The organism is Streptomyces sp. TLI_053 (assembly GCF_900105395.1).
In the GTDB taxonomy this organism is placed as follows: domain Bacteria; phylum Actinomycetota; class Actinomycetes; order Streptomycetales; family Streptomycetaceae; genus Kitasatospora.
On record NZ_LT629775.1, the window covers coordinates 7,280,274 to 7,299,606 of the forward strand.

Consider the following 19,333-nt stretch of genomic DNA (forward strand, 5'->3'; position numbering starts at 1 on the left):
GCGCGCCGGTGTGCGGAGCGGCGCCGTGTCCCAGCACACCCTCACCCGATCCAGGAGCACCGCCGATGACCGCGCCCACCCCGCACCCCAGCACCGAGGGCCGTACCCCCTACCCGGTCGGCCTGCTGCTGGCCGGCCGCCGTGTCGTGGTGGTCGGCGGCGGCCACGTCGCCCAGCGGCGGCTGCCCGCGCTGCTCGCGACCGGCGCCGACGTGCACCTCATATCGCCGGTCACCACCCCGGCCGTGCAGGCGATGGCCGACGCCGGTGAGCTGACCTGGCACGAGCGCCGCTACCAGGAGGGCGATCTCGCCGACACCTGGTACGCGCTGGTCGCCACCGACGACCCCGCGGTGAACGTCGCCGTCAGCGCCGAGGCGGAGCGCGAGCGGGTGTTCTGCGCCCGCAGCGACGACGCCTCCGCCGCCACCGCGTGGACGCCGGCCAGCGGTCGCGACGCCGGGGCCACCGTGGCCGTCCTCACCGGGGACCCGCGCCACTCGGCCGCGTTGCGCGACTCGATCGTCCAGGGGCTGCGGGACGGTTCGCTCGCCGCCCGCCAGTACCGGGCCCGGGGGGCGGGGGTGGCACTGGTCGGCGGCGGCCCGGGCGACCCGGACCTCATCACGGTGCGCGGCCGCCGGCTGCTCGCCGACGCGGACGTGGTGGTGGCCGACCGGCTGGCGCCGCGCGAGCTGCTCGCCGAGCTGCCGGAGCACGTCGAGGTCATCGACGCGTCGAAGATCCCGTACGGGCGCTTCATGGCGCAGGAGGCGATCAACCGGACGCTGGTGGAGCACGCCAGGGCCGGCAAGTTCGTGGTGCGGCTCAAGGGCGGCGACCCGTACGTGTTCGGCCGCGGCGGCGAGGAGCTGCTGGCGTGCGTGGAGGCCGGGCTGCCGGTCACGGTGGTGCCGGGCATCTCCAGCTCCATCAGTGTGCCGGCGGCCGTCGGGGTGCCGGTCACCCATCGGGGGATGACCCACGAGTTCACCGTGGTCTCGGGCCACGTGGGGCCGGACGACGAGCGTTCGCTGACCAACTGGGAGGCGCTCGCCGGGATGACCGGCACCCTGGTGCTGCTGATGGCCGTCGACAAGATCGGCGCCATCGCGGCCCGGCTGATCCGGGACGGGCGGGCGGCGGACACCCCGGTCGCCGTCGTCCAGGAGGGCACCACCGCCGCCCAGCGCCGGGTCGACGCCACCCTGGCGACGGTCGCCGCCACCGTCGAGGCCGAGCGGATCAAGCCCCCGGCCGTCATCGTCGTCGGCGACGTCGTCAACGTCCTCGCCACCCCGGAGGCCTGAGGGCCGGGGCCGGCACCTGGCCCCGGCTCGGCCCCCGTGCCGAGGGCCCCGGTCCGGCCCGGCCCCCGTGCCGAGGGCCCCGGTCCGGCCCGGCCCCCGTGCCGGCACTCCGGCGGCCCCGGCCGGCCCTGGCGCCCCGTCCTCTTCCCCTCCGCACTTTGCAAACAGGAGCTGTTTGCAAAGTGCGGAGGACATAACAGCAGGTCAGCGCCGTAGTGGTGGCCGTTTCCCGCACTTTGCAAAGTCACACTTTGCAAAGTGCGGGGCCACAGACTGCCACAGGCCGCCCCACCCCGCCCCGCGCCACCCCTCCCCACCTCACTCCAACGGCTGCTCCGTCCAGATCACCTTCCCGGTTGCGGTGTACCGCGTCCCCCACCGGTCGGCGAACTGCGCGACCAGGAAGAGCCCGCGCCCGCCCTCGTCGGTGGTGGCCGCGTACCGCAGGTGCGGCGACGTACTGCTCCCGTCCGACACCTCGCAGATCAGCGACCGGTCGAGGAGCAGCCGTACCCGGATCGGCCCGGTGCCGTACCGGATCGCATTGGTCACCAGCTCGCTCAGGATCAGCTCGGTGACGAACGCCGCCTCGTCCAGCCCCCACTGCTCCAGCCGCTCCGCCACCGCCGCCCGCACCCCGGACACCGCCGCCGGGTCCGCCGGCACCTCCCACTGCGCCACCCGGTCCGCCGGCAGCACCCTGGTCCGCGCCACCAGCAGCGCGATGTCGTCCTGCGGATGCGCCGGCAGCAGCGCCCCCAGCACGTCCGCACAGGTCTGCTCCGGGGTGCGCGCCGGCCTGCTCAGCGCCGTCCGCAGCAGTTCGAGCCCCTCGTCGATGTCCCGCTGACGGTCCTCGACCAGCCCGTCCGTGTACAGCACCAGCCGGCTGCCCTCCTCGACCTCCAGCTCCACCGTCTCGAACGGCAGCACCGCGAGCCCCAGCGGCGGCCCGGTCGGCAGCTCCGGGTACACCACCGTCCCGTCCGGCCGCACCAGCGCCGGCGGCGGATGCCCGGCACTGGCCAGCGTGCAGCGCCGCGACACCGGGTCGTAGATCAGATACAGACAGGTCGCGCCCGTGACGGCCGCCGACGCCCCGCCGGTCGCCGACTCCTCCTGGTCGATCCGGTTCACCAGCTCGTCCAGGTGCCCCAGCAGTTCGTCCGGCGGCAGGTCCAGCGTCGAGAAGTTGTGGATCGCCGTCCGCAGCCGCCCCATCGTCGCGGCAGCGTGCAGCCCGTGCCCGACCACGTCCCCGACCACCATCGCCACCCGCGCGCCCGGCAGCGGGATCACGTCGAACCAGTCGCCGCCCACCCCCGCCTGCGCCGGCAGGTACCGGTGCGCCACCTCCAGCGCGTTCTGCGCGGGCAGGCTGCGCGGCAGCAGACTGTGCTGCAGGGTGACCGCCATCGCGTGCTCCCGGGTGTACCGGCGCGCGTTGTCGATGCAGACGGCGGCGTGCGAGACCAGCTCCTCCGCCAGTGCGAGGTCCTCCTCCTCGAACGGCTCCTCCCGTTCCGACCGCCAGAACCGTGCCACCCCGAGCAGCACACCGCGCGCCCGCAACGGCACCCGCAGCAGCGAGTGCACGCCGTGGGCGAGCACCCGTTCCGCGCCCTCGGGGTCCTGCTCCCGCCACGCCCGCGCCTCCGCCAGCCGCGGCTCCACGGCGGGCACTCCACTGCTCAGCGCGCCCGCGAGCGGCGTCGACGGCACGACCTCCACCACCGTGCCCACCGGGTAGAACGGCGGGTCGTCCCGCGCGGCCGACAGCGCCGCCCGCCGCATCCGCAGCGGCGCCGGACCCGTCGGCGGCTCGTCGCCCTCCAGCACCTGCTCGGCGAGGTCGACGGTGACGATGTCCGCGAACCGGCCCACCGTCACCTGGGCCAGCTCCTCCGCCGTCCGGGTCACGTCCAGGGTGCTGCCCACCGTGACCCCGGCGTCGTACAGCAGCCGCAGCCGCCGCTGCGCCACCTCGGCCCGCCCGGTCAGCGCCTGCAGCTCGGTGGAGTCCCGCAGCGTGGCCACCGAACCGGGCGGCCCGCCGTCCCGGTCCGTGGGCCGCACGTTCACTGCGAGCAGCCGCTCGCCGGCCATCACCACCTCGTCGGTGACCGCCCGCCCGGCCGCCAGCAGCTCCAGCGGCGCCGGCTCCAGGCCCAGCTCGGCGAGCGGACGCCCCTCGGCGTCGGGCGGCAGGTCGAGCAGCCGCCGGGCCTCGTCGTTGCAGAGCAGCAGCCGCCCGTCTCCGCCGAGGATCAGCACGCCCTCGCGCACCGCGTGCAGCACCGCCGCGTGGTGCTCGTACATGCGGGTCATCTCGGTCGGCCCGAGCCCGTGGGTCTGCCGCTTCAGCCGCCGGCTGATCAGCGCCGTCCCGCCGGTCGCCAGTCCGAGCGCGGCCGCCGCCGCACCCAGCACCACCGGCAGCTGCCGCTCGCTGGCGCTGCTCACATTGGCGATCGTGATGCCCGCCGACACCATCCCGACGATCTGCCCGTCCGGCGCCCGCACCGGCACGATCGCCTGCACCAGGGGTCCGATCGTGCCGGTGACCTCCTCGGTCACGACCTGCCCGGACAGCGCGGGCCGGTAGTCGCCGACGAACTTGTGGCCGATCCGGTCCGGGTTCGGGTGGGTGTAGCGGATGCCCTCGTTGTTGAGCACGACGATGAAGTCCACGCCCGCGTTGATGCGCGCGGCCTGGGCCGAGGGCTGGAGGATCGCGCTCGGGTCGGGGGAGCGCAGCGCCTCGACGATGCCCGGCGAGTTGGCGTAGGTCTGGGCGACCGCGACGGACCGGGTGGTGGCCTCCTGCTTGGCGTCGTTGCGGGACTGCACCACCAGGGCGACCACGGCGGCCACCACGAGCAACAGCACCACCACGACCTGCAACGCGAAGACCTGCCCGGCCACCGAGCGCACCCGGACCGGCTTGGGCCGGGCCGTGCGAGCGTGCTGGTGCCGACCGTGTGGGCGCCCACCGGGGGAGCCGGCGGCGGTGCCGGTGGATCGGGAGCCGGAAGCGGAACCGGTCGCACCGGGGTCCGACGGAGCCCAGGATCGGCCCGAAAAACGGGCCATACGTCATATTTGCACTCCGCGAGCCGACGGGCCAAGGGCACCCGCGACGAGCGTTGGGCCGGTTGGCCTTCCCCGGCCCGACTTGGCAGGATCACAGGGTGTCCGAACCCAGCGCCATCACCGACCCCGCCGACCCCCGTCTCGCCGACTACACCGGCCTGACCGACGTCGAACTCCGCCGCCGCCGCGAACCCGCCGAGGGCCTGTTCATCGCGGAGGGCGAGAAGGTCGTCCGCCGCGCCCTCGCGGCCGGCTACCGGATGCGGTCGATGCTGCTGACCCCCAAGTGGCTGGAGGTGATGGCGGACGTCATCGCCGAGGCCGACGCCCCGGTGCACGTCGTCGAACCCGATCTGGCCGAGGCGGTCACCGGTTACCACGTCCACCGCGGCGCGCTCGCCTCGATGGAACGGCGGCCGCTGCCGGACGCCGCGGACCTGCTGGCGGGCGCCCGCCGGGTGGCGGTGCTGGAGGGTCTGGTCGACCACACCAATCTCGGCGCGATCTTCCGCAGTGCGGCGGCCCTCGGCATGGACGCGGTGCTGCTGTCGCCGGACTGCGCCGACCCGCTGTACCGCCGCGCGGTCAAGGTGTCGATGGGTGGGGTCTTCGCCGTCCCGTACGCGCGGCTGGAGCCCTGGCCGGCCGCCCTGGAGACGGTGCGCGCCGCCGGCTTCGAGCTGCTCGCGCTGACGCCGGCCGAGACGGCCGTGGACCTGGCCTCGCTGGTCCACGAGGGCCGGGCGAGGACGGCCCTGATGCTCGGGGCCGAGGGTGACGGCCTCACCCGCCAGGCCCTGTCCGCAGCCGACCACGCGGTCCGCATCCCGATGGCCCACGGCATCGACTCCCTGAACGTCGGCGCCGCCGCGGCCGTGGCCTTCTACGCCGTCACCGCCGCCCGCTGACCACGCCCGCTGACCACGCCCTCGACCGGCGGAAGGTCGGCCGGTCCGGCCGCGCGGGAAGTCGGCCGCTCCGACTTCCCGCGCCGGTCGCTGCCGCTGCGCCGCCCACCGGGGCCGGACGCCGAGGGCGCGTGCGTCAGCCCGTCGGGGCCGTGGGCGGTGCCGGGGCGGCGGCCGGGGGCGGGGTGACCGCCGGGGTGGTGGTGGCCGAGCCGGGCCAGGACTCGTCCAGGGTGCCGTCCGCCCGCAGCGTGTACCGCGTGGAGGTGACGGCGCCCGTCCGGGCGACCCGCTCCTCGCGGACCAGCGCGCCGTTGTCCAGCCGCCAGGTCGCGGCGGCCTGCGGATCCGCCGCCGAGGAGCGCGAGGTCAGGGCCACCGGGGTGTCGCCGCTGAACGAGAAGAGCTGCACCAGGTCGACCGGCACCGACCCCTCCGAGCGCCGCAGGACGACCAGCGCGGCCGGCCCGCCCTTGTAGCGCGCCGGGAGTACGGCGCTGAGCACGACCTGTGGTCCCGGGCCCGCCGAGCGGCCGTCCCGCAGGGCGATCGCGGGTCCGCCCGCCGGGTCGGTGTAGGAGCGGTTCGGCCAGTCGACCGTCGGTCCGGCGCCCTGGGCGGGTGCCAGCGCGGCGTCCCCGGCCGCCGGGGCGCCGTGGGCCGCGGCCGCCAGCGGGCCGGTCGACGGCGCGATGCCGTCCGCCGAGAGTCCCGCTGCGGCCGGGGGCGTCGCGCCGTTCGCCTGTTCCCCCGCGCCGGCCGCCCCCGCCGCCCCGGCAGCGGGCCCGGGGGCACCCGTCGTGTCCTGCGTGACGGACGAGCTCACGGACGGCCGCAGCCCCTGGTTGTCGCGGTTCTCGCACCCCTGGGCGGCCGCGATGGCCAGCGCCACTCCGACGGTCACCGTCACGAACACCACCAGCCGCTGCCGCAGCAGTCGCCGCCGGGCCGTGCCCGGCCGCCCGCCCGGCACCGGGGTGTGCTGCCGGTCGCGGGGCCGGCCGGGCCCCTGGACCCGTGCGCGTCCGGGCGGCGGCGTGGCCTGCCGTTCGCGCATCGGCCGGGTCGCCTGGACCGACTCGGGCCGGGGGAGCGGGGCCGTGACGGCCTGGCTGCTGTCCTGTCCGGGGCCGGGGGCCCGCCGCACCGCACCGCCGGGCGCCCCACCGGTCCGGCCGATGCCACCGGCCCGGGCCCGGGCCGCCGCCGGGTCGGGTGCCCGACCGGGGGCCGGGACGCCGCGCGGTGCGCCGGCCGGTGGTCCCGCCGGGGCTGCCTGGGCCTGGCGTGCTGCGGCGGGCCGGTCCGCGGCGCCCGGCCCGTGCCGTCCCTCGGCGGGCGCGGCCGCCGCTCCGGACGCGGCCCCGGCCCGCCCGTCCGGGTCGTCCCGGACGGGCGCGTCGCCCCGCGCCCCGGCCGCGCGGCCCCGGCCGAACGGTCCGCCCGACCCGGCCGCCCCCGCACCCCGTACGGCGAGTTCGCTCAGCCGTTCGTGCAGTGCGGCCGCGCCGGGCCGTTCGGCGGGTTCCTTGGCCAGGCAGGCCCGGATCAGCGGCGCCAGCTGCGGCGGCACCGCCGTGAGGTCCGGCTCCTCGTGCACGACGCGGTAGAGCATGACCTCGGAGGAGGCCCCGGACCCGAACGGGGTGTCGCCGGTGAGCGCGTAGGCGAGTGTCGCGCCGAAGGCGAAGACGTCGGTCGCGGGCGTGACGGCGACCCCCCGGACCTGCTCGGGGGCGAGGAAGCCGGGGGAGCCGACGGCGGTGCCGACGTGGGTGAGCGTGCTGGCCCCGCGCGACCAGGCGATGCCGAAGTCGATGATCCGCGGCCCGCGCGGCGACAGCAGGATGTTGGAGGGCTTGAGGTCCCGGTGGACGACGCCCGCCTCGTGCACCTTGACCAGCCCGTCGGCCAGCGCCGCCCCGATCCGGGCGACCTCGGGCCAGCCCAGCGGACCTTCGTCGCCGACCCGCTTGTACAGCGAGGGCCCGGGGACGTACGCGGTGGCCAGCCAGGGCCGGTCGGCCTCGATGTCGGAGCCCATGACGCGGGCGGTGCAGCCGCCCCTGATCCTGGACGCGGCGGCGATCTCGCGGGCGAAGCGGGTGCGGAACTCGACGTCCTCGGCGAGTTCCGCCCGGATCAGTTTGAGTGCGACCCGCTGCCCCCGGCGGTCGGAGCCGAGGTAGACCACGCCCATGCCGCCGGCCCCGAGCCGCCGGTGCAGCCGGTACGGCCCGACGATGCGGGGGTCCTCACGCCTCAGCCGCATCATCGTCATTCCCGTTTCCCCGTCAGACTGTCGGTGAGGCCCCGTCGAGTGGGGCGTCGTCAGTTGCTGTCCGGCACAGCTTACGGACTGCCCGCTGCGGTGTGCTGATACGCAACACCTGAAGCCACCGTCCGATTGTCGGATCTTGGACTGACAGTCGGCGGGGCGGTGCCGAATCGTTTCTCGGGGTCCCCTCTCAGGGTTCCCCCGGGGGAGCCGCGGCGGACGTCTCCGCCTGCGGTAGTAGGCCTCAGGTCCGGTCGTCATCCTCCGGGAGGCCCGGAGAACAGTACGACGGCATGACGTCCGCCAACCCCTCCGCGCCATACCGTTGTTCTCAGCGGTGGACGGGGAGCTCGTCCCCCGAGGTAAGCCGTCCACCGCGTCCTCGTGCACCACCGTTCCGCCGTCCACCACCGGCCGAGCTCACGAATCAGGAGTCAGGGCATGGCAGCGCAGCACACGGGATCCACCTCCCGCCGCCGTCGGCCGGCCTTCACTCAGCCGCAGGCCGCGGAGCCCACCAGGCACCCGGCGGTGGCGGTGGCCATGGCACTGCCCTGTGCGGTGCTGCTGGCCGTCCTGTTCGGAGGCTGGGAGCAGATGGCGAACCAGGCGCAGGCGGTGGCCGAGTTGATCGGCCACTGACGCGCACCACAAGCTGGCACTGATCCCCTGGGGACGGGGAGCCGGTGCCGCCGGGGAGGCCGCCGCCGCGACAACTCGCGGACGGGCGAGTGCGGCGCGCAGAGCGCCCCGGCAGGCGGAGATGCCGCGTACGGACGTCGGTGAGGGCGACCGTACGCGGCTCTTCCCGTCGCGCAGACCGCAAGGCCTTCCGGCGCCGAACGCCGAAAACGGCCGGGGCCGCGACTCGTTCGAGTCGCGGCCCCGGCCGTCACTGTGCGCGATACTGGGATTGAACCAGTGACCCCTACCGTGTCAAGGTAGTGCTCTCCCGCTGAGCTAATCGCGCCTGGTAAGGCGTTTGTGCAGCAGGCCCCGAAGGGCCCGACGTGCGCGATACTGGGATTGAACCAGTGACCCCTACCGTGTCAAGGTAGTGCTCTCCCGCTGAGCTAATCGCGCTGGTGCGGTGCTTCCGCAGCAGATCCCGGAGGATCCGACGTGCGCGATACTGGGATTGAACCAGTGACCCCCACCGTGTCAAGGTGGTGCTCTCCCGCTGAGCTAATCGCGCGGGGCTGATGCCTCGGTGGAACCGGGCGTGGTGCGCGATACTGGGATTGAACCAGTGACCCCTACCGTGTCAAGGTAGTGCTCTCCCGCTGAGCTAATCGCGCGGGGAGGACACCCGGCAAGCCGGGCGTTCCTCTTGGAGGTGGAGACGGGATTTGAACCCGTGTACACGGCTTTGCAGGCCGTTGCCTCGCCTCTCGGCCACTCCACCAGGCAACACTCGAAAGACGATCTTACACTGTCCTTCGTCGAGCGGACGACGAGATTCGAACTCGCGACCCTCACCTTGGCAAGGTGATGCTCTACCAACTGAGCCACGTCCGCCTGTCTCCCGGGGATCTTCACCGGTTTTCCCGGCTGCGCTCCCTGGCGACGTGTTGAACTCTAGCGGATTCCCGGGCCAGCTAAAAATCCGTTCCCGCAGCGTGCCCCCGGGGTCCCCGCCCGGCGCCCCCGGGCCGCCCCGGGGCCGACCGCCCCGGACGGACCCACCGCGGGCGACGGAACACCCTGAGTGACACCCGCAGGTCACCCGGCGTACGCCCGCGCGACGCCCGACTCTGCTCACGCCCCTCGACCTACACTTCAGGCACCGCAAGCTCGCAAAGCCCTGTGCAGGAGAACCGTGTCCGGCCACCCCGCCCCCCAGCAGCCCCTCGCCCGCTTCGGCGGCCGCGTCGCCACCGGACTGCGCGACCTCACCTCGGACCCGGCCGCGCTGGACTCCACCGGCTGGTGGGCCGTGGCCCACGACTTCGAGGGCCGGCTCACCTGCGCCCGCTTCGACGACGTCCGCCCGGCCCCGGCCGTGCCCTCCGGCACCGGCTGGCTCGGCCCGGCCGCCGGCAGCTGGCGCAGCTCGCTCGACCGCGCCGCCTACACCGAGGGCGTCCGCCGGATCCGCGAGCACATCGCCGCCGGCGAGGTCTACCAGGCCAACCTCTGCCGGGTGCTCTCCGCTCCGCTGCCCGACCCGGACCGCTCCGACATCGACGCCCTCACCGGCCTGCTCGCCCACGGCAACCCGGCCCCCTACGCCGGAACGATCCGTCTGCCCGCTCACGGCGTGGAGATCGCCACCGCCTCGCCCGAGCTCTATCTGCGCCGCACCGGCCGCACCGTCGCCTCCGGCCCGATCAAGGGCACCGGCCGCACCGAGCACGACCTGCTCGACAAGGACCACGCCGAGAACGTGATGATCGTCGACCTGGTCCGCAACGACCTCGGCCGGGTCTGCGCCACCGGCAGCGTCACCGTGCCCGACCTGTGCGCGGTCGAGAAGCATCCAGGCCTGGTCCACCTGGTCTCCACCGTCGAGGGCACCCTGCGCGAGGACGCCGGCTGGCCCGCGCTGTTCTCCGCCACCTTCCCGCCCGGATCCGTCACCGGTGCCCCCAAGTCCAGCGCCCTGCGGATCATCGAGGCCCTGGAGACCGCGCCGCGCGGCCCCTACTGCGGCGCCGTCGGCTGGGTCGACGCCGACCGCGGCGAGGCCGAACTCGCCGTCGGCATCCGTACGTTCTGGATCGACCGGACCGATCCGGCGGCACCCGAACTGCGCTTCGGCACCGGCGCCGGCATCACCTGGGACTCCGACCCCGAACGGGAATGGGCGGAAACCGAACTCAAGGCGGCCCGCCTGGTCGCGATAGCGTCGGGTGCCGAGACGTACTCCGACACCGACTGAACCCGACACGGGCACGGACCGGCCGCCACCCGGACCCGGCCGGCCCGTGCCCGTCCCGCGAGGAGCCCCCCGCGATGCAGCACCCGACCACCAGCTGGGTCAACGGCACCCTCGTCGACTCCGCGGACCCGGCCCTGTCCGTCCTCGACCACGGACTCACCACCGGTGACGGCGTGTTCGAGACCATGAAGGCCGTCGACGGCCGGCCGTTCGCGATCACCCGCCACCTCGACCGGCTCACCCGCTCCGCCCGCGGCCTCGGACTGCCCGACCCCGACCACGACCTGGTCCGCAAGGCCTGCGCCGCCGTCCTCGCCGCCAACCCGATGCCCCTCGGCCGGCTCCGCCTCACCTACACCGGAGGCAGGGCGCCGCTCGGCTCCGAACGCGGCGACGGCGCCCCCACCCTGGTGGTCTCCCTCGGCACCGCCGCCCGCCGCCCCGACACCACCGCCGTCGCGGTCGTCCCCTGGCGCCGCAACGAGCACAGCGCCGTCGCCGGGCTCAAGACCACCTCCTACGCCGAGAACGTCGTCGCCCTCGCCGCCGCCCACCGCGTCGGCGCCTCCGAGGCGCTGCTCGCCAACACCGCCGGCCGGCTCTGCGAAGGCACCGGCTCCAACGTCTTCGTCGTCCTCGACGGCCGGCTGCTCACCCCGCCGCTCGCCTCCGGCTGCCTGGCCGGCATCACCCGGCAGCTCGTCGTCGACTGGTGCGGCGCCGAGGAGGCGGACCTGCCGCTGGACGCCCTCCAGGAGGCCGAGGAGGTCTTCCTCACCTCCTCCCTGCGTGACGTCCAGGCCGTCACCCGGGTCGACGACCGGGAGCTCCCCGGCCCCGGCCCGGTCACCCTCGGGGCCATGGCGGCCTTCGCTCGGCACAGCGGCGACGACCTCGACCCCTGACGGCCCGGACCGCCGGGATCCGTGCACGGAGGTACGGGCGCGCCCGGAACCGGCCGGGCACGCCCGAGCGGCCCCGCCCGGTAGAACAGCCGGACGGCGGGGAAGGGAGCGGGACATGACCATCACGCTGCGCCCCGAGAGCCAGGAGACCCCCACCGCCGCGGGCGGCCGGACCAGACGCTGGCAGATCTGCGTCAACGGCCGCCCGGTCGGCGGGCTGCGCACCACGGCCGTCCCCCGGGGCGGCCGACTCTGGGGCGAGATAGCCGAGTTGGAGGTGCGCAGCGGCCGGGGCCGGGGCCGGGGGACGATCGCCGCGCTGGCCGCCGAGGAGGTGCTGCGGGGCTGGGGCTGCGTCCGGGTGGACGCGGACATCCCGGAGACCGCGCGGATCGCCCGCTCGCTCGCGGTGACGCTCGGTTACACCGAGCGGATGCGCAACATGATCAAGCGGCTGGACGGGCCGCCCGCGCTGCCGGCGGGTGTCGCCGCCCGCCCGATCGACGACGCCGCGTTCCCGGCCTGGCTGGCCGGGGCGAAGGCGGGCTACGTGCGTGATCTGCTGGCCTCCGGGCTGGGCGAGGAGCAGGCCCGCGCCAAGGCCGAGGCCGACCATCTGAAGCTGCTGCCGCAGGGGGCCGGCACGCCGGGGGTGGCGCTGCGCCGGCTGCACGGGGCGGGGGATGAGCCGCTGGGTTCGCTCTGGCTGGCGCTGCGGGTCCGTGAGCTGCCGGACGGCGCGCCGCTCGGCTGGGTGATGGTGGTGGAGGTGGCGGACGCCCACCGGGGGTACGGGCACGGGCGGACGCTGATGCGGCTCGCGGAGCGGGAGTGCCTGGCGGCCGGGGTCCGCGACCTCGGGCTGAACGTCTTCAGCGGCAACGAGGTCGCGGTCCGGCTGTACGACTCGCTCGGCTACCGGGTCACCAACCGGGTCTACGGCAAGCAGCTGCTGTGAGCCGCCGGGCCGTCGGCGCGGGTCGGCCGCCCCGAAGCGGGCGGTGCGCGGGTCAGGAGGTGCGGGTCAGGCCTTGCGGGGGGCCGCGGCGGCGTCGACGGCGGCGACGAGGCGCTCCAGCAGGCCGTCCTGGCTCTGGCCGCCGTCGAACCGCTGCCCGGCGATCACATAGGTCGGCGTGCCCTTCACACCGATCGCCCGGCCCTCGGCCTGGTCGGCGTCGACGGTGAGCATGTGGCGGCCGTCCACCAGCGCGGTGTCCACCTCCTCGGGGTCGACCCCGACCTCGCGGGCGACCTCGAGCAGCACCTCGGTGCCGCGCGCGGAGAGGTCCTCGACCCGGGCGAGCAGGGCCTCGACGAAGGGCCAGCCCAGGCCCTGGGCGAACGCCTCCTCGGCGGCCTCGGCGGCGGCGTAGGCGTGCTTGTGCTTCTCCAGCGGGAAGTGCCGCAGCTCGATCGGCAGCGCGTCGCCGTAGCGGGCGCGCAGCTCGCGGACGTCGTCCAGGGCGGTGCGGCAGTCCGTGCACTGGAGTTCGCACCAGAACTCGAGACGGGGGAGGGAACCTTCGATCATGCCTCCAGTGTTCCACCTGTGGGGCCCGCGCCAGGACAGCCGGCGGCCGGGCCCGGCCAGACCGGGAGCGACGGGAGGTCCGACGGGATGACGACTCCGACCGACGGGGCGGCGGCGACGGCCGCGAAGGCCCCGACCAGCAGGACGGCCCCCGGCGCCGCGGGCCGGACCGGGCCCCGCGGCGCGGCGGCGGCGGGCGAGCGGCGGCGGCCGTGCTGACGGCGGCGGTCAGTGTCGCGCTCACCGCGGCCGGGGTGGCCGTGGCGGGCCTGCGGGCCTACCGTCGGCGCTTCCTGTCCGCGACCCGCTGGTTCGCCGTCGCGCTGCTGCCGCTGGGCCTCTATCTGACCGGTCTGTTCCCGGTGGCGCGGACGATCGGCGACGAACTGGCCGACTGGGCGACCAAGCTCGTGTTCGATCCCCGGGTGTGGACCGGCATCGTGCTGCTGGGCGTCTCGGCCGGTCTGCTGGCCGCCACCCGCTGGGCGGGCCGTCGCGGGGCCGTGGCCGGGGGGAGCGAGTCGCGTCCGGCGGCCGCCGGACCCGCACCGGCCAGGCCTGCCGTGGCCCCCGCCGCCGGCACCCCGGCCGCCGGGCCGGCCCCGAAGCGTGCCGAGGAGGCCGCCCGGGCCGAGCAGGGCAGGGCCGGGAAGCCGGGCAAGCCCGCCAAGGGCGACAGCGGACTGGACGAGTTCGCCGACATCGAGGAGATCCTGCGCCGGCGCGGCCTCTGAGCGCCCCGTGCCGCGCTGCCGCCGCCCGGGCCCCGGGCCCGCGGCCGCTCAGGCCGAGGGCACCGCTTCCGCCGAGCGCTGGCGGGCCCGGTAGGCGGCGACGTGCAGCCGGTTCCCGCAGGTCCGGCTGTCGCAGTAGCGGCGCGAGCGGTTGCGCGAGAGGTCCACGAAGACCCGCGCGCAGTCCGGCGCCTCGCAGCGGCGCAGCCGCTCGCGCTCGCCCGCGGTGAGGATGAAGGCCAGCGCCATGCCCAGCTCGGCGGCCAGGTGGTCACCGAGGGCGGCGTGCGGCGCGAAGTAGTGGATGTGCCACCCGTGGTGGTCGTGGTTGGTCAGCCGGGGTGTCGTCCCGGCGGCCGCGACCAGGGCGTTCACCTGCTCGGCGGCCTCTTCGGTGGACTCGGTGCCGAAGACCTCGCGCAGCCGGGAGCGCAGCTCGTGCACCTGGCGCAGGTCGTCCTCGGTGAGGGAGTCGATCTCGCTGATCTCCTGCCGGACCACGAAGGCGTCGAGCGCCGCGGTGTCGGGCAGCAGCTCGGTGCCGCACACCTCGGGTGCGGTGTTGAGCAGCTCGACGAGGATGCTCAGGGCGCACTCGGTGTCATGGGTGATCAGCACGTGGAGGCTCCTCGTGCGGAGGGGGCCGTGGGCACCCCGCGACTACGGGTCATTCCCAGACCTTACCGGGGCGGCGAGGGGTCCGGCGGTGGCTTGCTTCGAAGACGCGTACGGATTCCGTAGGTCTGTACGGAGTTTTCTCCGGTGGCCGGGGCGGGCGGTGCCCGCCGGGGCGGACTCCCGGGCAATCGGGTCCGCGTCCCGGGGCCCGGCTGTGGCTGCGGGCGCCGGCGCGGGCGGCGGATGCGGCACGGGACGACCGGCGGCGGCACCGGCGGCCGCAGCGGTGGGGGAGCGGCCGGGGAGCGGCCGGGGAGCGCCGGGACCGGCCCGGGAGCGCCGGGCAAACGGTCGCGCCCGACAGCGAGGCCGGCCACCCGTGGGATGGCCGGCTCCGGTGCCGGGCGCGTGCGGTGCTGCGGGCCCACCCCGGTCGGGGTGAACCGTTTCGTCACCGGCCCCGAGACCGCGACGTGCGCGGCTGAGTCTGCTGCCGTGCCCCCGAGTAGGACGGCTGCGGTGACGGCAGGGGTGACGACCCCGCCGACAGCGGGGCGTGACCGCCTCCGGTCGGTCAGCTTTCGGCGAGGATGTGGGACAGCTCCCGGTCGAGGTCGAAGTGACGGTGTTCGGTGCCGGGTGGCACGGCGGCGTCCGTCCGCTTGAGGAAAGACTCAAGCGCCCGGGCCGGGGCTTCCAGCAGGGCTTCTCCTTCCGGAGAGCTCAGGGCGATGCAGACCACCCCTTGCCCGTGACTGCGCGACGGCCAGACCCTGACGTCGCCGGTACCGGTGGGTCGGTGCAGCCCCTCCGCAAGGAGATCTCGGGCGAACACCCACTCGACGGTCTCGTCGGCGCCGGTGTGGAACGTGGCGTGCACGGCATAGGGGTCGGCGGTGTCGTAGCGCAGGCCCGCGGGGACGGGCAGTGAGGACTCGCTGGACACGATGAGGCGCAGGTGCAGCTCGCAGCTGACCGTGGTGTTCATAAGCGCCATGGCCTTTCGCTCAGTGTGCGCTCGGGGAATCGCACGTCGGCGAACGGACCATCCCACCTCCAAGACCGATGTAAACCCCTCTGTCCCGATTCGGGCGCGAGTCGTACCCCTTACGGCGCATTGCGGAATCGCCACAGACCGGCCTCCACGCGATTACCGGAGCCCTTCTCGGTTAGTTTCCTGGCATGACTGTGCGAAGCGACAAGGCACGCGGTGACGCGGGCGGGAACACCGGAACGGGGGATGTGATCGTGCCGGACGACACGGGGGCGCCGACGGGGGCGGACGACAGGGGCGGGGGCTCCGGCGCCGAGGGGCCGGCGGAGGCGGCCGCGGACGGGGGCAGGCCGCTCGGCTCGCGAGCCCCGCACTTCATCCGCCGCTCCCGCCCGCTGCACCTGAGCTGGCAGGTCGCGGTCTTCCTGGTCGGCCTGGCGGTCGTGGTGCTGGGCGTGATCATGCTGCCGCTGCCCGGCCCGGGCTGGGTGGTGATCTTCCTGGGCATGGGCATCTGGGCGACCGAGTTCGTCTGGGCCCAGCTGGCCCTGCGCTGGACCCGCCGCAAGGTGGCCGAGGCGGCCCAGAAGGCCCTGGACCCGAAGGTCCGGCGGCGCAATCTGACGCTCACCGCGATCGGCGTGGCGGTGATCGCCGCGCTCGGCGGCTGGTACCTGTGGAAGTACGGGTTGGTCATGCCCTGGAAGATCCACGAGGACTGAGCCGTCCGCCCGCCCGCCGGGCGGGGCCGTCCGGGTGAGGGTGTCGCCGGGGGCGGTGGCCGGGCCGCCGGGGAGCGCGTTCGGACCACCCTCCGGGATGCGGTAATGTTTTCCCTGCACCCGGGCGATTAGCTCAGCGGGAGAGCACTTCGTTCACACCGAAGGGGTCACTGGTTCGATCCCAGTATCGCCCACCGGAATGCATTGTGATATGTGAGGCCCAGCCGATTATCGGTTGGGCCTCACATGTATTTCCCGCAATCCGGTGAACGGTGTCGGGGAATGTCCTGAGGCGCAGTCATCTTCCGCACCGCGCGGGAGTTCTGGGGGAGCGTCGGGCCGCACTCCCCGAACGAGTTGTACGGCACCCCCCGAATGGTGCTACAGTTCTTCTCGTTGCCCGGGCGATTAGCTCAGCGGGAGAGCACTTCGTTCACACCGAAGGGGTCACTGGTTCGATCCCAGTATCGCCCACCGGACAGCACGCAGGCCCCGACCGGATTCCGGTCGGGGCCTGCGGCGTTCGTGCGCGTCGGGTCGGGCCGTGCCGGGCGGCCACCGGCACCGGGCACCGGGCGGACCCGCCGGACGCGCCCTACGCGGCCACCTCGCACTCGTGCTCCGGCGACAGCCGCCGCCCGCAACCGCACCGGGCCGGGCGCATCGGCCAGGACAGGTCCACCCGCTCGTCCGCCCCCGACCGGTCGAACCAGGCCTGCAGTCCCCGGGCCTGCGCGGCGTGCCAGACCGCCTGCCGCAGGTGCAGCTCGCCCACCGTCAGCCCGCCCAGCGCCCCCGGGTACCGGGCGCCGACCGCCCGCACCAGCTCCAGCGCCGCCGTCGCGTCCGCGGCCGCCTCGTGCGCCCCGGTCAGCTCGACCCCGTAGTGCGCGCAGAGGTCCGTCAGCGTCCGCCGGCCCCGGCGGTAGCGGTCCACGTGCTTGTCCAGCACCCGCGGGTCCAGCACCAGCAGCGCCGCCGGACCGGTCGCCTCGGCCAGCGACGTCCCCCGGTGCCGGCGCAGCTCGCGGTCCAGCAGCGTCAGGTCGTACGGCGCGTTCATCACCACCACCGGCCGCCCGGCGCGGGCCTGTTCGGCCAGCGCGGCGGCCACCTCGGCCACCACCACCCCGGCCGGGCGCCCGAACGCCCGCACCCTGGCGTCGTCTATCCCGTGCACCGCGCGGGCCCCGTCGGGTATCGGCACGCCGGGATCGGCGAGCCAGGTGGTCGCCACCGGGGCCGCGCCCGGGGCGGGTTGGACGACCAGGGCGGCCGAGACGATGCGATCGGACTCGACGTCCACGCCGGTGGTCTCGGTGTCGAAGGAGGCGAGCGGGCCGGTGAACCAGTGCTGCTGCATGACTGCCCCTCGAAAACAGCGTGTTCCCGCCCCGTTGATACCCGCCCCTGACGCCTGCTCAACCGTTTGGCGGGACACCGGCCGGGCACCCTGCCCACGGGTGCCGCGTTCGAATCCGGACCGGCCCGGGGGGACGGGGGAGGGACGGACGGTCATGGCGCTGACGCAGCCGCAGCCCGAGGAGGCGGCGGCCGTCCTGCGGGGCGATCTGGCGGTGACGGCCTGCATGGAGACCCTGCAGGTCGGCTATCTGCACGCGGTCGTCGCCGCGGCCGGCTGCTCGCTCTCGCAGCCGTTCCCGGACAACGGCATCGACTGGCAGGTCAGCCACGGCTCGCGCAGCCACGAGGTCGACGACGAGGTCACCGTCAAGATCCAGCTGAAGGCCACCCAGCAGATCGCGCCCGATCCGCGCGGCGCCTTCTTCTCCTTCACCCTGGACAACGACCACCTGCGCAAGCTCGCCCGGCCCCGGGTCGCGGTGCCCCGGATCCTCGTCGTCATGCTGCTGCCCCGCCGGGTGGACCGCTGGCTCGCCGCCCGGCCCGACGCGCTGGAGCTGCGGCACTGCTGCTACTGGGTCAACCTGGCCGGCCACCCCGTCACCGGGCAGCGCCGCACCAACGTCCGCGTCCCCACCGCGAAGGTCTTCGACGACCGCGCCCTGTGCGACATCATGGCCAGGGTCGGAGCGGGCGGCAGCCCGTGACGGCCCGGCCCCCGGCCGGGAGGAGCCGCTCCATGACACTGCCCCACGGGCCGTTGCGCCCCGCGCCCGGCGGACCGCCGCAGACCGGGCCGCTGCCCGATCCGGCCGCCGTCGACCCCGCGGTGCTCGCCGTCCTGCTCGCCCAGCACGGCTGGGTCCGCCGCGGCGGACCCTCCGCCCGCTACGGGCGCTGGACACCCCCCGAGGGCACCGACCCCGGCGTCAGCCTGATCGTCCCGGCCGGCGACGGCTTCGACGACGCGGTCGAGCTGCTCACCGACGCCGTCACCGCGCTGTCCCGCTCCGCCAGTCCCTCCGCCCGGGCCATCCTGCTCGCCCTCGCCGTCCCCGGCGACGAACTGCACTGGCAGCGCGACCCGGCCGGCCCGCCCGGCGCCGCCGCCCCCGGCACCGCGCCCTGGGAGGAGACCGAACGGCTCCGGCGGGCCGCCCGCGCCATGCTCGCCGCCGGAGCCAAGGCGGGGCGCACCCGCGCCGCCTACTTCGGCGCCCGACTGGACAGCTGGGCCGGCGACTTCCTGGACCGGGTCCTGGTCGTCGCCGACGGCCCGGGGCTCACCGCCCACAGCCCGGCCCCCGAGGGCCGGGCGGCGATCACCACCCTGGTCCGCGCCCTGGAGGCGCTGCGCGACGCCGTCGACTACCGCCGGGTCAGCGGCGGCGCCGAGGCCTTCGAGAACGCCGTCCAGTCCGGGGTCAGCCGCGAGCTGGTCGACGCGGTCCAGGACCTCGTGCGCGGCGCGACCGCGAGCCGGTTCACCGTCGCCTGGTCGGCCGCCGCCGGCGCCCCGGGCGGGTTCGGCGACCGCCGGACGGTCGTCGAGTTCTCGCCCGGCGACCTGCCCGCCCTGGCCGAGGCCGCCGACCTGCTCGAACGCCTCGAACCCGCCGTCGCCGTCACCCTGGTCGGCCTCGTGGTCCGGCTCAAGCGGGCCGACCCGGCCGGGGCCGGCAGCGTCCGGCTGCGGGTGCTCGGCGGCGCCGAGGTCGACGAGGTCAAGGTCCGGCTGCCCGCCGCCGCCTACCGGCTCGCCGCCGAGGCCCATCTGGCCGGCACCCCGGTGCGGATCAGCGGCCGCCTGGAACGCCGCGGCGGCTTCCGCCGCCTCACCCGGCCCTCCGGCCCGGAGCCCTGCGGACTGGAGGACGCCGAACGCGACCGGCTGCTCAAGACCCTGGGGGAGGGGCGGGAGGCATAGGAGGGGTACGGAGGTGACGGTGGGGTCACCGCTCTCGGTACCATCGTGAGGCGCAGCGTTGTGC

General features: G+C 75.1%; 16 protein-coding genes and 8 tRNA genes. 12 read left to right on the plus strand and 12 right to left on the minus strand.

The window, feature by feature from the left end; genetic code table 11:
- Positions 1-65: 65 nt before the first annotated feature.
- The gene (cobA, locus tag BLU95_RS30460) at positions 66-1,310 is read left to right on the plus strand and encodes a uroporphyrinogen-III C-methyltransferase (protein ID WP_093862805.1); all 1,245 of its coding nucleotides are present in this window, start codon (positions 66-68) and stop codon (positions 1,308-1,310) included.
- A 318-nt stretch (positions 1,311-1,628) separates the two neighbouring features.
- On the opposite strand, the gene BLU95_RS30465 is transcribed toward cobA, so the two are convergent.
- Positions 1,629-4,403, minus strand: coding sequence for a SpoIIE family protein phosphatase (locus BLU95_RS30465; protein ID WP_093862806.1), 2,775 nt, complete (start codon positions 4,401-4,403; stop codon positions 1,629-1,631).
- A 98-nt stretch (positions 4,404-4,501) separates the two neighbouring features.
- On the opposite strand from BLU95_RS30465, the gene BLU95_RS30470 reads away from it, so the two are divergent.
- Positions 4,502-5,311, plus strand: a complete 810-nt coding sequence (locus tag BLU95_RS30470; RefSeq protein WP_093862807.1) for a TrmH family RNA methyltransferase — start codon at positions 4,502-4,504, stop codon at positions 5,309-5,311.
- Between the two features lie 136 nt (positions 5,312-5,447).
- Here the strand turns inward: BLU95_RS30470 and BLU95_RS45875 are convergent, their stop codons facing one another.
- The gene (locus tag BLU95_RS45875) at positions 5,448-7,592 is read right to left on the minus strand and encodes a serine/threonine-protein kinase (protein WP_093862808.1); all 2,145 of its coding nucleotides are present in this window, start codon (positions 7,590-7,592) and stop codon (positions 5,448-5,450) included.
- 438 nt (positions 7,593-8,030) lie between these two features.
- Here BLU95_RS45875 and BLU95_RS30480 point away from each other — a divergent pair, with 438 nt between their 5' ends.
- Positions 8,031-8,231: a hypothetical protein gene (locus BLU95_RS30480; protein ID WP_093862809.1), complete on the plus strand. Its 201-nt coding sequence runs from the start codon at positions 8,031-8,033 to the stop codon at positions 8,229-8,231.
- Between the two features lie 256 nt (positions 8,232-8,487).
- Here the strand turns inward: BLU95_RS30480 and BLU95_RS30485 are convergent.
- From BLU95_RS30485 to BLU95_RS30510, 6 genes are all read right to left on the minus strand, one after another.
- A tRNA-Val gene (locus tag BLU95_RS30485) sits at positions 8,488-8,559 on the minus strand.
- 41 nt (positions 8,560-8,600) lie between these two features.
- Positions 8,601-8,672: transfer RNA gene (locus BLU95_RS30490), tRNA-Val, on the minus strand.
- A 40-nt stretch (positions 8,673-8,712) separates the two neighbouring features.
- Positions 8,713-8,784: transfer RNA gene (locus BLU95_RS30495), tRNA-Val, on the minus strand.
- 28 nt (positions 8,785-8,812) lie between these two features.
- Positions 8,813-8,887 (minus strand) — tRNA-Val (locus tag BLU95_RS30500).
- 33 nt (positions 8,888-8,920) lie between these two features.
- A tRNA-Cys gene (locus BLU95_RS30505) sits at positions 8,921-8,994 on the minus strand.
- Between the two features lie 40 nt (positions 8,995-9,034).
- Positions 9,035-9,107: transfer RNA gene (locus BLU95_RS30510), tRNA-Gly, on the minus strand.
- A gap of 301 nt (positions 9,108-9,408) precedes the next feature.
- Between BLU95_RS30510 and BLU95_RS30515 the strand changes: the two genes are divergently transcribed.
- From BLU95_RS30515 to BLU95_RS30525, 3 genes are all read left to right on the plus strand, one after another.
- Positions 9,409-10,470: a chorismate-binding protein gene (locus tag BLU95_RS30515; RefSeq protein WP_093862810.1), complete on the plus strand. Its 1,062-nt coding sequence runs from the start codon at positions 9,409-9,411 to the stop codon at positions 10,468-10,470.
- A gap of 74 nt (positions 10,471-10,544) precedes the next feature.
- Positions 10,545-11,375, plus strand: a complete 831-nt coding sequence (locus tag BLU95_RS30520) for an aminotransferase class IV (RefSeq protein WP_093862811.1) — start codon at positions 10,545-10,547, stop codon at positions 11,373-11,375.
- 115 nt (positions 11,376-11,490) lie between these two features.
- On the plus strand, positions 11,491-12,333 hold the full coding sequence (locus tag BLU95_RS30525; protein ID WP_093862812.1) for a GNAT family N-acetyltransferase: 843 nt from the start codon (positions 11,491-11,493) through the stop codon (positions 12,331-12,333).
- Positions 12,334-12,399: 66 nt separating this feature from the next.
- Here BLU95_RS30525 and BLU95_RS30530 read toward each other — a convergent pair whose 3' ends face one another.
- A complete protein-coding gene (locus BLU95_RS30530; RefSeq protein ID WP_093862813.1) occupies positions 12,400-12,909 on the minus strand; it encodes a DsbA family protein in 510 nt (169 codons plus the stop codon).
- Positions 12,910-13,121: 212 nt separating this feature from the next.
- Between BLU95_RS30530 and BLU95_RS30535 the strand changes: the two genes are divergently transcribed.
- On the plus strand, positions 13,122-13,643 hold the full coding sequence (locus BLU95_RS30535) for a hypothetical protein (protein WP_093862814.1): 522 nt from the start codon (positions 13,122-13,124) through the stop codon (positions 13,641-13,643).
- Between the two features lie 48 nt (positions 13,644-13,691).
- Here the strand turns inward: BLU95_RS30535 and BLU95_RS30540 are convergent, their stop codons facing one another.
- Both BLU95_RS30540 and BLU95_RS30545 read right to left on the minus strand, forming a co-directional pair.
- Positions 13,692-14,261: a CGNR zinc finger domain-containing protein gene (locus tag BLU95_RS30540; protein WP_093862815.1), complete on the minus strand. Its 570-nt coding sequence runs from the start codon at positions 14,259-14,261 to the stop codon at positions 13,692-13,694.
- A 574-nt stretch (positions 14,262-14,835) separates the two neighbouring features.
- Positions 14,836-15,249: an SsgA family sporulation/cell division regulator gene (locus BLU95_RS30545; RefSeq protein WP_030056266.1), complete on the minus strand. Its 414-nt coding sequence runs from the start codon at positions 15,247-15,249 to the stop codon at positions 14,836-14,838.
- A gap of 194 nt (positions 15,250-15,443) precedes the next feature.
- On the opposite strand from BLU95_RS30545, the gene BLU95_RS30550 reads away from it, so the two are divergent.
- The 3 genes from BLU95_RS30550 (at position 15,444) to BLU95_RS30560 (ending at position 16,451) form a co-directional block, all read left to right on the plus strand.
- A complete protein-coding gene (locus BLU95_RS30550; protein WP_093862816.1) occupies positions 15,444-15,977 on the plus strand; it encodes a TIGR02611 family protein in 534 nt (177 codons plus the stop codon).
- Between the two features lie 122 nt (positions 15,978-16,099).
- Positions 16,100-16,171, plus strand: a tRNA-Val gene (locus BLU95_RS30555).
- Positions 16,172-16,379: 208 nt separating this feature from the next.
- A tRNA-Val gene (locus BLU95_RS30560) sits at positions 16,380-16,451 on the plus strand.
- 121 nt (positions 16,452-16,572) lie between these two features.
- Here BLU95_RS30560 and BLU95_RS30565 read toward each other — a convergent pair.
- Positions 16,573-17,340 (minus strand): exonuclease domain-containing protein, encoded by a 768-nt coding sequence (locus tag BLU95_RS30565; RefSeq protein WP_093862817.1) that lies wholly within the window; start codon positions 17,338-17,340, stop codon positions 16,573-16,575.
- Between the two features lie 154 nt (positions 17,341-17,494).
- Between BLU95_RS30565 and BLU95_RS30570 the strand changes: the two genes are divergently transcribed.
- Positions 17,495-18,049, plus strand: coding sequence for a DUF4365 domain-containing protein (locus BLU95_RS30570; RefSeq protein ID WP_053646753.1), 555 nt, complete (start codon positions 17,495-17,497; stop codon positions 18,047-18,049).
- Between the two features lie 32 nt (positions 18,050-18,081).
- Positions 18,082-19,269 (plus strand): hypothetical protein, encoded by a 1,188-nt coding sequence (locus BLU95_RS30575; protein ID WP_159425043.1) that lies wholly within the window; start codon positions 18,082-18,084, stop codon positions 19,267-19,269.
- Positions 19,270-19,333 lie beyond the last annotated feature (64 nt).

What these genes read in the sequence shown, in the direction of transcription:
- cobA (WP_093862805.1), top strand. Translation starts at nt 66, where the DNA reads ATGACCGCGCCCACCCCGCACCCCAGCACCGAGGGCCGTACCCCCTAC.
- BLU95_RS30465 (WP_093862806.1), bottom strand. Translation starts at nt 4,403, where the DNA reads ATGGCCCGTTTTTCGGGCCGATCCTGGGCTCCGTCGGACCCCGGTGCG.
- BLU95_RS45875 (WP_093862808.1), bottom strand. Translation starts at nt 7,592, where the DNA reads ATGACGATGATGCGGCTGAGGCGTGAGGACCCCCGCATCGTCGGGCCG.
- BLU95_RS30480 (WP_093862809.1), top strand. Translation starts at nt 8,031, where the DNA reads ATGGCAGCGCAGCACACGGGATCCACCTCCCGCCGCCGTCGGCCGGCC.
- BLU95_RS30520 (WP_093862811.1), top strand. Translation starts at nt 10,545, where the DNA reads ATGCAGCACCCGACCACCAGCTGGGTCAACGGCACCCTCGTCGACTCC.
- BLU95_RS30525 (WP_093862812.1), top strand. Translation starts at nt 11,491, where the DNA reads ATGACCATCACGCTGCGCCCCGAGAGCCAGGAGACCCCCACCGCCGCG.
- BLU95_RS30530 (WP_093862813.1), bottom strand. Translation starts at nt 12,909, where the DNA reads ATGATCGAAGGTTCCCTCCCCCGTCTCGAGTTCTGGTGCGAACTCCAG.
- BLU95_RS30545 (WP_030056266.1), bottom strand. Translation starts at nt 15,249, where the DNA reads ATGAACACCACGGTCAGCTGCGAGCTGCACCTGCGCCTCATCGTGTCC.
- BLU95_RS30550 (WP_093862816.1), top strand. Translation starts at nt 15,444, where the DNA reads ATGACTGTGCGAAGCGACAAGGCACGCGGTGACGCGGGCGGGAACACC.
- BLU95_RS30565 (WP_093862817.1), bottom strand. Translation starts at nt 17,340, where the DNA reads ATGCAGCAGCACTGGTTCACCGGCCCGCTCGCCTCCTTCGACACCGAG.
- BLU95_RS30570 (WP_053646753.1), top strand. Translation starts at nt 17,495, where the DNA reads ATGGCGCTGACGCAGCCGCAGCCCGAGGAGGCGGCGGCCGTCCTGCGG.
- BLU95_RS30575 (WP_159425043.1), top strand. Translation starts at nt 18,082, where the DNA reads ATGACACTGCCCCACGGGCCGTTGCGCCCCGCGCCCGGCGGACCGCCG.